Source organism: Gluconacetobacter sp. (genome assembly GCF_047721585.1).
Lineage (GTDB): Bacteria > Pseudomonadota > Alphaproteobacteria > Acetobacterales > Acetobacteraceae > Gluconacetobacter > Gluconacetobacter dulcium.
In genome coordinates this window covers 1-10465 of the sequence record NZ_JBDNXE010000128.1, presented here as the reverse complement: position 1 = coordinate 10465, position 10465 = coordinate 1, and the positions used below count along the sequence as shown (strand labels likewise).

Here is a 10465-nt window from a genome sequence, read left to right as displayed (position 1 = left end):
CGGATGATGCTCAGAAGACTCTGTAATCATACATCATGATCTTGGACGGACTCTTATAAACATCTGATTCACATCCCAGCGATATCAGCCCCGACCTCTGGTGCCGGGTGGTTGACAACGCGCACGCTGGGACACGCGCCTCCCGTATTCCCTACGAGAGGTTTTGTATTTCGGGAGCCGCCCGACATAAGGGCTCTCCCAGCGTTTCCGCAACAATGCGCACCCATAGCCAATTGTCACGCCAGCAAAAGGCAATTGCCCTATACCATGGGCCGCACATCGTCGCTAGAGACATTCCATTTAGAGATAAATTTCAACCCACCGAGCCAAACGTACCTGTCAAATATTACAGTCACAAAAAAGAACCGCCTACATCCACCATCGGCCCGACATGCGGCCGGAAAACCGGAGCGCGGCTCAACTGCTCATCGTTCAACGGGGGCGGAGCAAATATCGCCACACACCATTTCGATAAGAAAAAACGATTGTCCCTACGATAAGATCGAGTAGAAACAATAAACTCTTTGGCTGAAAAATAAAAAAAGACGCAATGGCGGGTCCGGGACACAGACCGGTCAATCCCCAACCCAATCCAAACAAACAGCTTCCTACGATCAACGATTTATCGATTTGTCTCGATGCCGGGATTTGAAAGGTAGCACCAAGAAGTGGCTGCGACAGATTCTTTTTCAGCCGGAACCCGCAGAATGTCACAAAGACGGCACTCCCCAGAACGAATACCAAAGCAGGATTCCAATGCCCGGCAACATTCAGAAAAGACAGAACGTTGGAAGGATTAAGCATCCCGCCCAGAATCAACCCGAGACTGAATACGATCCCACATAGAAATGCTGCAATAGTTCTCATAACCGCGAACATGTTAAGTCCCCGTCAAAAGATGAACGATTGTAGCAGTTGCCATTCCCGTTCCGAGAAAGCAGATTACAGCCACTATTGAGCGTGGTGATAAACGAGCCAGTCCAATCACGCCGTGACCACTGGTACAGCCATTTCCCAAACGCGTGCCGAAACCGACCAGAAAGCCGGATATGAGGACAACACTCCAAGGCGCTCGGATTGTCATTTCAGGCCATACACCGGTCATAAGGCGCCAGAGCAGCGGACCACTGACCAACCCCAACAGCAAAGCGGCTCCCGGCCAGATATTTCTCCCCGAAAGTGTTTGAGCAAGCAATCCGCTGATGCCGGCAATGCGGCCGTTCAGCAGCAGATAGGCCGAGCAAGCCAGACCGATCAGGCTTCCTCCCGCAAGACTGTTCCAGTATATCGGCGACATCTTTATTCTTTCCGCTCGCAATAGATATGATGAAGAGCGGCGATAACCTGCCCTGCCTTCTCATCTGAAAGACGGTAGAAAACAGAAAGACCTTCCTTTCGGAACGTCACGATTCTCGCCGCCTTCAGGACTGTCAGATGCCTGGACAGATTGGGTTGATGTATACTCAGCTCGCTTTGTATCTGCCCAACCGACATCTCCCTTTGAGCCAATGCACAGGCGATAAGGAGGCGATCGGAATGCGACAATGTTTTCAGCAATTCCGCCACACGAAACACATTGGTCTGCAAATCGTCCATTATCTCTATCTCTGCACCACCGCAAAATTATCTTTTTATCGATAAATAGATATCACCTCATAGAGTCAACCAAATTGTTGCATGGAGAAATATGTGGCTGTCGCGTGTTCGCATTTCGCTTCCGTCAAAAGACCGTCTGCTTTCGCCGTCAACTCGATCGTTCAACCGGGATTCATGGCGTCCCGAAAACGGACATAACTGAGGGGGTCCTGCCCTTCCGAATTTGGCTAATCCGTGACCCAACGGCTTCAGATCCTCGACCGCGAAGCCGGAAATTCCATTCGACGGGGCAAGTGGCTCGGGCTGTGTTCCGTGCCTAACGCTAATCTCAAAGCAGAACGTCCATGACACGTCCCATCCGTCGTTTGAGCGCAACGGCTAGCAGACCAAGCAGTCTGCGATTTATACAGCCTATCTGCACAAATATCTTTACAGGTTATCTGCATAAATGTATCGTGACGGAATGACTGGTCCCCTGAATGAACCACCTCTCCATGATGCGTCGGCCCTGGCGCAGGATCTACGCGCTCTTCTGAGCAAACTGAAACGGCGGTTGCGGGAACAGGCCCATGTCGGGGAACTGACACCTTCCCAGACCTCGGTGCTACTGCAATTGGAATCGCATGGCCCCGCAACGACATCGCATCTCGCCCGCTCGCAGGGCATCCGCCCGCAATCGATGGCGCCGATCGTCACGGCGCTGACGGATGCCGGTTTTATCGGCAGCCAGCCGGACCCTTCGGATGGGCGCCAGATTCTTTTATCGCTGACGGACGCTTGTCGCAGGCAGATCCGTGAGGGGCGCGCCGCACGACAGGACTGGCTGACACGTGCGCTGCAGTCGCGTTTTTCTGCACAGGAGCAAGCCGAACTCACCCGGACCGTCGCGCTCCTGAGGCGGCTCGTCGACGAATGATGCCGCGCGGCAGAGCCGCCGCCATTCGATCCTGATTGTTATTTTGGAGAAGAGTGCCCCATGGCGCTGACAACACTGGACCCCAGAACTGCCCTGATCGTCGTCGATTTACAGAAAGGCATCGTCGGTTTGCCGCTCGCGCATCCGATCGAACCGATAATCGGGTACGTCCGGATCCTGGCCGATGCGTTTCGTGCCCGTGCTCTGCCAGTCGTTCTCGTTAATGTGGCGGGCAGCGCACCCGGCCGGACGGAACAACGGCGCCCGGCCAGCCCGCGCCCGGAAGGATGGACGGACCTCGTTCCGGAACTCGGTCAACTGCCTGACGATATTGTCGTTACAAAACGGACATGGGGTGCCTTTGCCAGCACCGACCTGGAAGCGCAGTTGAGGGCGCGTGGCGTGACCCAGGTGGTGATCGCGGGTGTGGCGACAGGCACCGGCGTCGAGGCAACCGCGCGCCAGGCCTATGAAGCCGGCTTCAACGTCACCCTCGCCATCGACGCCATGACGGATGGCCGCGTCGAAGCACACGACTACAGCGTCAGGTCCGTTTTTCCCCGGCTTGGCGAGACAGGTACAAGCGCGGATATCATTGCCCTGTTACCGGCCAAGGAGGATACCTGACATGCCGTGGCTCGATCTGCTGGCTTGGTTCTTCGGGGGCGCTTGCCTGGCCAATGCGGTGCCTCACGTCATCAGCGGGATGATGGGCCGACCGTTCCAAAGCCCGTTCGCCAAGCCACCGGGGCAGGGGCTTTCCTCATCGACCGTCAACGTGGTCTGGGGGTTCGCCAACATCCTCATTGGTTACGGACTCGTTTGTCATGTGGGTGCATTTACGTTTGCGGACGTTAGCGACGCCGCCGCGTTCGGCGCCGGAGCATTGCTCATTGCCCTGTTTTCTGCCCGGCATTTCGGGCGTTTCCACGGTGGCAATATGTCGGAACGCCTGTGAGGGCACCGGCCTCCGGGTATTTCCGTTCGCTGCGCACCGTCAATTACCGGATCTGGGCCGGGGGCGCTTTTGTATCCAATATCGGCACCTGGGTGCAGCGGACGGCCCAGGACTGGTTGGTGCTGACCCAGTTGACGCATCATGACGCTTCCGCCGTCGGGCAGGTCATGGCGTTACAGTTCGGGCCGCAGATGCTCCTGCTGCCCTGGACGGGCTTCGCCGCCGACCATTTCAACCAGCGCAAGCTCCTGATGGTCACGCAGGCGACGATGGGTGTCCTGGCGCTGGCGCTGGGAATGCTGACGGTGACCGGCCTGGTACAGCTCTGGCATGTCTATGTTTTCGCCTTCTTGTTCGGCAGTGCCGCCGCTTTCGACGCGCCGGTACGACAGACTTTCGTGGCCGAACTCGTGGGCGACGATGATCTGCATAACGCGGTGGCGCTCAACTCCACCTCGTTCAATGTCGCGCGCATGATCGGCCCGGCCATTGCGGGGATCGTGATCGCCGCCATCGGCACGGGCTGGGCGTTCCTGATCAATGGCGTTTCGTTTGTCGGCGTGCTGCTCTCCCTGAATGCGCTGCGGACCGACGAGCTACGACCGAATGTCCGCACACACCGGAAAAAAGGCGGTTTTTCCGATGGCTTCCGCTATGCATGGGGCCGTGACGATCTGAGGGCGATTCTGATCATGCTCTTTCTGATCGGCACGTTCGGGCTGAACTTTCCGATCTTCATCTCGACCATGGCCGTCGGTGTCTTCCACACGAATGCTCAGGGCTACGGCCTGTTATCCTCCATCATGGCGATCGGCACGATGGCGGGCGCGTTCTTCGGGGCGGCCCGCAAGGAACCCCGCTTTGACCTGCTCCTGACCGGCGCGGCCATGTTTGGCGTCGGCTGCGCGCTGGCGGCTATCGCACCCGACTATTGGCTCTTCGCCGCGGCTCTTGTCGTGATTGGCGTGGCGGCGCTGACCTTCACCAATACGACGAACAGCCTGATGCAGCTTTCGACAGCGCCTGAGATGCGCGGGCGCGTGATGGCGCTGCGCGTGGGCGTGGCCCTCGGTGGCACACCGATCGGGGCACCGATCGTCGGTTGGGTTGCCGACACGTTCGGTCCACGCTGGGCGCTCGGCGTCGGCGCGGTCGCCGGGCTGATCGCAGCGGCTGTGGCTTTTGTTGCGATCCCCCGCCATGAACCAGACGTTCCGCCCTGAAGCTTTTGGGGGCCGCTATCCCACCTTACGCACCTTCTGGGAGGCAGTTCTTCATGCCTCCGAAAGCAACCCGAAGGTGCAGCAACACAAGAGCGCCTTACGCTGGCATATCACTCTGTCACCGCCCGTCACCGTGAGGGTGTCGGCTGCCAAGATGTTCCGCTCGAAAGCCGACAGTTCGTTCCCCCCTAACTTGTCATCCAATCCTCGACGCGCAGTCCTTCAACTCTCATGAACTCATGAGAGTTACTGGTCACAACAACAAGTCCTCTGCTGCGTGCATGTCCCGCAATCATCAGATCATAAGGACCGATCACACAGCCTCGGCGCTCCAGATCGGCTCTGATGTCCGCCGTGTGCGCTGCCGCTTCATCATCAAACGGCAAAACGGACAGGCGCGCCGCGAACTGCTCCACCTGCCGCCGGACCCTGACGGGTTCTGAAGATTTTTCAGCCCCATACAGAAGTTCATATAACACGACATCGGAAATACAGAGTGCTTCCGCATTGTCGTTGAACCGCTCACGCAACCCCTTCGGGCGGTCACGCAGCACGCGGATGCAGAAATTCGTCTCCAGCAGGTAACGTAGCATCAGAAGCTGTCACGCTCCTGCATCGCAGGCTGATTACGCAACGCCAGATCAATGCCGGGCGCGGCAAAAAAATCATCCCACGCGGCATCCGCCGGCGCGATAATCCGGCGCGCCCCATCGGGAATGATGACCACTTCTTTCAGATCACCATCAAAAGCCACCGCTTTGGGCAAACGCACGGCTTGGGAACGATTTGAAAGGAACAGAGTCGTACGGGCCAGCATGACACGCTCCACATTGGATATACGTCTTGTATATCCAACCCAGCGCCCACAATCAATGAAATCCGCTGGCCCACTGTCCACCTGCGCGCAGATCAGCGCAGGTCCTGAAATTCCTACAGGATGGAAATCTCAGGCAACCAGCCTACGGCAAAGCAGAAGCCGGAAGGCCCACCTCAGCCCCCCGCCACCGCCTCAACCGCCCCATACTCCGCGCTGTAGCACATCCCTTCGATCCACGCCCGAATGTCATCCGGGCGCGGCACCGTCGCCATCCCGTTCGCGAACAGGTACTCCGCCAGCCGGCAGGCCGACGTCACCTCAACTTCCAGAATCTGCGATTGCGGCGGATACAGCATCCCCCGCGCCTGCGCCGAAGGCGAAACCTGATCGGCCAGCGCATGCGCGGCCTCGATAATCAGCCCGTCGGTAATCAGATGCGGCCGCGTGGCATAAACCGCCAGCCCCAGACCGGGGAAGATATAGAAATTATTGGCCTGCCCAGGCCGGAACACCATATCCCCCCGCATCACCTGCGGAAACTGGATGCCGGCCGCATACAGCGCCCGCCCGTCCGACCAGCCATAAGCCTGCTCCGCCGTGCATTCCGGGCGCGGGATCGACAGCGGAAAGATGATCGGCCGCGCATTGATCTCGGCCATCAGTTCCACCACCGGCTGGGTAAAGGCACCCCCGGCCGTCGAAACCCCGATCAGCACGCTGGGCCGCACCCGGCGAATGGTCTCCAGCAGGTCGCGCGTCGGGGCCGCCGCATGGGCATAGCGCCGCTGCTCCTCGCTCAGGTCGGTGCGCGAAGGCTCCACCAGCCCCTTCACATCCATCATGACGATGCGCGACCGCGCCTCCGCCACCGTCAGCCCCTCGGCCTCCATCGCCGTCACCAGCAGGTCCGATGTCCCCAGCGCCGAAGACCCGGCGCCGAGGAACAGGAATGTCTGGTCCGCCAGTTGCTCGCCCTTGATGCGCAGCGCCGTCACCAGCCCCGCCAGCGTCACCGAGGCCGTGCCCTGAATGTCGTCGTTGTAGCACAGCACCCGGTCGCGATACCGCTCCAGATACCGGATCGCATCCGTGCCCTTCCAGTCCTCGAAATGAATGCAGCAGGCCGGAAACACCTCCTGCACCGCCGTCACGAATTCCTCGACAAACGCATCCAGTTCCGCCTCCGGCGGCGGTTCCCGCCGCAGGCCCAGATAGAGCGGATCGGCCCGCAGCGCGGCATTGGTGGTGCCGATATCCAACTGCACCGGCAGCGTGGTATGCGGCGGTACCGCGCCGCAGGCGGTGTAAAGCTGCAACTTGCCGATCGGAATACCCATGCCGTTGGCACCGATATCGCCCAGCCCCAGAATCCGCCCGCCGGTGGTCACGCACAGGAAGCGCACATCCGGCACCGGCCAGTTGCGCAGCACCTCGGCAATGCGCCCCTTCATGTCGAGGCTGATATACATGCCCCGGGGCCGGCGGTACAGATGGCTGAACGACTTGCACACCTCGCCCAGCGTCGGCGCATAGACAATCGGCACAAAACGGGCCGGGTCCGACATCAGCACCTTGTAGAACAGCGTCTCGTTCCGATCGACCAGCGCGGAGAGGTAGATATACCGCTCCAGATCGGTCGGCTTGGCGTCCAGATGCGCCATTGCCCGCTCGGCCTGCCGCTCCAGCGTCTCCACCTGCGGCGGCAGCAACCCTTCCAGCCCCAGCGCCCGCCGCTCGTCAGCGGTAAAGGCGGTTCCACGGTTCAGGAACGGATCGGCCAGCAAAGCCGTGCCGCGCAGGCTCTGACGATCGGATGACGTCATGTTCGGGGTCCTCCATGCACTGATCAGCGGCCAAAGCCGCCCTACCGGGTCATTTCAGCAATAATCCTCAAAACCCGCCCGGAAATACGGGCTGGCGAGCGAGAGCGCCGCAAGGCGGCGCGCCCGTCATGTATTTCCCAGCACCGAAGCGGAGCGGCCTCAATGGCCGCGAGCATCGGAGCACAGGAAACGCGCGTCGGCTCGCCGCCAGCGCGCATCTCCAGGCAGGTTTTCATACGCCCGGCAATTCGTTGACGGCAACGATGCGCCACGCTTCCGGAAAACGCTCGATAATCGTCAGGGCAAGATTCTGGATCGAAAAATGCAGCGCCGTATCGGCATGCACGCGCAGCGCATGCGCCAGCGCCGCGCGGATCGCCCCGCCATGGCTCACCACGATCATGTTCCGGCCCGCATGAACCTCGGCCATCCGGTCCATCGTCTCGCCCACGCGGGCGCACACATCCAGCATGCTCTCGCCGCCGGGTGGCCGTTCGGAGGCCGCGACCGACCAGAACAGATGCGGCGCCAGCTTCAACTGGTCCAGCAATTCATGGTGGCGCAACCCCTGCCACGCTCCCAGCGACTGTTCCAGAAATCCGGGCTCCACCGTCCAGTCCCGCTCGCCATAGCCGGCCTCCTGGATGATCCGCGCGGTATGCTGCGTGCGCCCCAGGGGCGAGGTAAACCATTGCGCGTTCTGCGGCAGCCGCGCGGCCAGCGCCTCGTACATGCCGCGCTGCGCCACCAGACTGTCGGGGCACAGCGGCACGTCCAGCGTGCCGTACACCCGCATCCGGGCATTTTCCTCGACCACCGCATGGCGGATCAGCCAGAAACGGGTGACACCGTCCGTCAGCTTGGGGGTGTCGAGGAAGTGACCGTGATTCTGGTTCATGCAAGCCGGTCCAATCAGGGCAGGATAACGGGTGGTCCGGTATCCATAGCCGGAAGCGGCGCGTAGGTCTGTACCGGGTCGGCCGCCACCAGCCTCTCCCAATAACGCAGGATCAGCCCGATCTTGGCCAGAACAAGCTGCGCATCGGCAATTTCCCGATCCATGCGCAGATCGGGCAGCAGCCCGTCATGGGACGGCTCGCCCGAAACCAGCCGCGCTCCGGCCGACAGCCGCAGCGCCCCCGCCACCCCGCCCGGCAGCATCGGGTGCGGCAACGGCACCGGCTGGCCGACATGGCACAACTGCCCGGCCAGCGCCCGGTCCGCCCCCTCCGGCACCACGCGCGACAGATCGGCATTCAGCCACCGATAAAGCGCCCGCGCCGGCTCCAGCCCCAGCGGTACGAACTCCGGCGGCGCGAAATCATCGCCACAGGACAAGGACGCCAGCGGGTCGCGCACGAAAAAGCTCAGGATGGTCCCGCGATCGTCCCACGCATCGGCCAGCGGCGGCCGCGCCGGATGTGGCACCGCCAGCCGCCGCAGGTCGGGGTCGGCGTCGATCGCCGCTTCCAGCGCGCCCAGAAACCGCGCCAGCCGCGCCCGCACCACCGGCCGGGGCACCTCCCGCAGCGCCGTCATCTCGGCCAATGCGGCATACCAGCGCAGCATCAGCCCCACATTCTCGCCCGCCGGCAGCCCCTGTGCCGCCGGCAGCGCCGGCCACGCGGCCCGATGGCAGTAATCCGCCAGCCCCGCCGGCAACGCCCCTTCCCGCAACCGCGCCGTCACCCCCTCGGGCAGCAGCAGCGCGCCGCAAAAGGGCGGGCCGGTAAAGAATTTGGACCCGGTGATCATCACCATCCAGCCCCGGTCCAGGTAATCGCGCACCCGCGCCGGGTCCAGCCGCGCCTGGCAGGCATCCACCACGATATCGGGCACCGGCACGCCATCGGCACGGGCAGCCTCGGCCAGCCCGTCCAGCATCTCCAGCCCCGGCGCCAGCAGCCCGGTCTTGGACAGGTCCAGCCGGTGCAGCAGCACACGCCGCCCCGCCTGCCAGGCCCCCCGAGCCAGTGCGATGCAATCCCGGTCGATCTCGGCCGGCGCGCGCGACGCTCCGTCCGGCTGGCGCAACGGCACCGCCAGCAGCAGCGTGTCCGCCGGAAATCCGTCGATCAGCCCGCCCTTGGCCACCTGCGCGCCCAGCGCGGTGTCATTCGCGAAATGGCAACCTTTTGCCGCTAACGGTACGCCACTCCCCGTTTCCTCGGGGGCGAGAAGGATGTTGCTGACCGGATGGCCATCAGAACCCAGCATCGCCAGCGCCAGGGCATACAGTTCGCAATCGGTCCCCGATGGGGCCAGCACGACACCCTGGGTCCCGGCCATCCCGTAATGGTCCGCGATCCGGCGGCGCACCTCCGCGACCATCTCCGCCCGGACCCGCGCCCCATCCCCCGTCAACCCGCCCAGCACCAGCCGCAGGCGCGCCGCCTCGGCCCCCGCGAAACCCCGTTCGGAAACCGAAGACGCGGTAGAGGACGCATAGGTCACAGCCCAGGGGCGCGGCCGATGAGACGACCCATAGTGATTCAGCCCGGTCGCCGGGTCGATCGCCAGCCGGGCATCGCCACCCTCGGCCATCAATTGCTCCGCCGGCCCCAGCAACGTCCACAGCGTCTCCAGCCGGGCCGCCAGCCGGTCGAATGCGCCGGCATCGGCACACCCGGCGGCAACGGGAGGCTGCAAGCCCGCCAGTTCCGCCCATATCTCCCGCAGGCGGTCCGCACCGGGCGGCACCACGGCGGCCATGTCGGCATGCCACCACGGCCTCGACGACGGCCCCGACGGCCCGCCCGGCCCATCCAGCTCCGCGAACAGGGCGGCGGTGCGCGCCGCGCACAGCCCCGCCAGCACGCCATCGTCGGGCACGGCCTCGACCAGCCGGGCCAGTTCCAGTGCGTGGCGCAGCACGACCGGCGCGCAGGCCGGCTTTCGCAGGCAGGGCGCCCCCAGCACGACCATGCCACCGGCCCGCACCACGAACGCCCGCTCCAGCGCCGTATCCAGCCCGATGCGCCGCGCCCCCGCGATCACGCGCAGGTCGGGGCGTTCCAGGACGCAGGCCAGGTCATGGGTCAATCGTTCGGCGAGCACGCAAAAATCCCTGTTGCCATCGTCATTATGCGCGCAGCCCCCCGGCGCGGCAATCGCCCCGCCCCCAGACGGACC

12 protein-coding genes are annotated in these 10465 nt (G+C 62.7%); 4 read left to right on the top strand and 8 right to left on the bottom strand.

Annotated features, from left to right (window positions below; translation table 11 throughout):
- Window positions 1-432: 432 nt before the first annotated feature.
- The 3 genes from ABF821_RS17365 to ABF821_RS17355 are packed head-to-tail and all read right to left on the bottom strand — an operon-like array spanning window position 433 to window position 1596.
- Entirely contained in the window at window positions 433-867 is a 435-nt protein-coding gene (locus ABF821_RS17365) for a DUF6691 family protein (RefSeq protein ID WP_415530956.1), read from the bottom strand.
- A gap of 13 nt (window positions 868-880) precedes the next feature.
- Window positions 881-1297 carry a YeeE/YedE family protein gene (locus ABF821_RS17360; protein ID WP_114724942.1) on the bottom strand — a complete coding sequence of 139 codons (417 nt, stop codon included), beginning with the start codon at window positions 1295-1297 and terminating at the stop codon, window positions 881-883.
- 2 nt (window positions 1298-1299) lie between these two features.
- On the bottom strand, window positions 1300-1596 hold the full coding sequence (locus ABF821_RS17355; protein ID WP_415530954.1) for a metalloregulator ArsR/SmtB family transcription factor: 297 nt from the start codon (window positions 1594-1596) through the stop codon (window positions 1300-1302).
- Window positions 1597-2149: 553 nt separating this feature from the next.
- Between ABF821_RS17355 and ABF821_RS17350 the strand changes: the two genes are divergently transcribed.
- Genes ABF821_RS17350 through ABF821_RS17335 form a run of 4 tightly spaced genes read left to right on the top strand, consistent with a single transcriptional unit; the run spans window position 2150 to window position 4693 of the window.
- Window positions 2150-2512, top strand: coding sequence for a MarR family winged helix-turn-helix transcriptional regulator (locus ABF821_RS17350; RefSeq protein ID WP_415530953.1), 363 nt, complete (start codon window positions 2150-2152; stop codon window positions 2510-2512).
- A 60-nt stretch (window positions 2513-2572) separates the two neighbouring features.
- Entirely contained in the window at window positions 2573-3139 is a 567-nt protein-coding gene (locus ABF821_RS17345; RefSeq protein WP_415530952.1) for an isochorismatase family protein, read from the top strand.
- 1 nt (window position 3140) lies between these two features.
- The gene (locus ABF821_RS17340; protein ID WP_415530951.1) at window positions 3141-3470 is read left to right on the top strand and encodes a hypothetical protein; all 330 of its coding nucleotides are present in this window, start codon (window positions 3141-3143) and stop codon (window positions 3468-3470) included.
- Complete coding sequence (locus tag ABF821_RS17335; RefSeq protein ID WP_415530950.1) at window positions 3467-4693, top strand: MFS transporter; 1227 nt, start codon at window positions 3467-3469, stop codon at window positions 4691-4693. Before ABF821_RS17340 ends, ABF821_RS17335 begins: the two co-directional genes overlap by 4 nt.
- A 188-nt stretch (window positions 4694-4881) precedes the next feature.
- Here the strand turns inward: ABF821_RS17335 and vapC are convergent, their stop codons facing one another.
- From vapC to ABF821_RS17310, 5 genes are all read right to left on the bottom strand, one after another.
- Window positions 4882-5286 carry a type II toxin-antitoxin system tRNA(fMet)-specific endonuclease VapC gene (gene vapC, locus ABF821_RS17330; protein WP_415530949.1) on the bottom strand — a complete coding sequence of 135 codons (405 nt, stop codon included), beginning with the start codon at window positions 5284-5286 and terminating at the stop codon, window positions 4882-4884.
- Window positions 5286-5510, bottom strand: coding sequence for a type II toxin-antitoxin system VapB family antitoxin (vapB, locus tag ABF821_RS17325; protein ID WP_114725915.1), 225 nt, complete (start codon window positions 5508-5510; stop codon window positions 5286-5288). The genes vapC and vapB overlap by 1 nt, the downstream gene beginning before the upstream one ends.
- A 173-nt stretch (window positions 5511-5683) precedes the next feature.
- The gene (locus ABF821_RS17320) at window positions 5684-7333 is read right to left on the bottom strand and encodes an NAD-dependent malic enzyme (RefSeq protein WP_182974364.1); all 1650 of its coding nucleotides are present in this window, start codon (window positions 7331-7333) and stop codon (window positions 5684-5686) included.
- A gap of 232 nt (window positions 7334-7565) precedes the next feature.
- Window positions 7566-8231, bottom strand: coding sequence for a histidine phosphatase family protein (locus tag ABF821_RS17315; RefSeq protein ID WP_415530948.1), 666 nt, complete (start codon window positions 8229-8231; stop codon window positions 7566-7568).
- Between the two features lie 14 nt (window positions 8232-8245).
- A complete protein-coding gene (locus ABF821_RS17310; protein WP_415530955.1) occupies window positions 8246-10390 on the bottom strand; it encodes a hypothetical protein in 2145 nt (714 codons plus the stop codon).
- Window positions 10391-10465 lie beyond the last annotated feature (75 nt).

Bases quoted from the DNA above. Each gene is read 5' to 3' on its own strand.
- ABF821_RS17365 (WP_415530956.1), bottom strand. From the start codon at position 867: ATGAGAACTATTGCAGCATTTCTATGTGGGATCGTATTCAGTCTCGGG.
- ABF821_RS17360 (WP_114724942.1), bottom strand. From the start codon at position 1,297: ATGTCGCCGATATACTGGAACAGTCTTGCGGGAGGAAGCCTGATCGGT.
- ABF821_RS17355 (WP_415530954.1), bottom strand. From the start codon at position 1,596: ATGGACGATTTGCAGACCAATGTGTTTCGTGTGGCGGAATTGCTGAAA.
- ABF821_RS17345 (WP_415530952.1), top strand. From the start codon at position 2,573: ATGGCGCTGACAACACTGGACCCCAGAACTGCCCTGATCGTCGTCGAT.
- ABF821_RS17340 (WP_415530951.1), top strand. From the start codon at position 3,141: ATGCCGTGGCTCGATCTGCTGGCTTGGTTCTTCGGGGGCGCTTGCCTG.
- vapC (WP_415530949.1), bottom strand. From the start codon at position 5,286: ATGCTACGTTACCTGCTGGAGACGAATTTCTGCATCCGCGTGCTGCGT.
- vapB (WP_114725915.1), bottom strand. From the start codon at position 5,510: ATGCTGGCCCGTACGACTCTGTTCCTTTCAAATCGTTCCCAAGCCGTG.
- ABF821_RS17320 (WP_182974364.1), bottom strand. From the start codon at position 7,333: ATGACGTCATCCGATCGTCAGAGCCTGCGCGGCACGGCTTTGCTGGCC.
- ABF821_RS17315 (WP_415530948.1), bottom strand. From the start codon at position 8,231: ATGAACCAGAATCACGGTCACTTCCTCGACACCCCCAAGCTGACGGAC.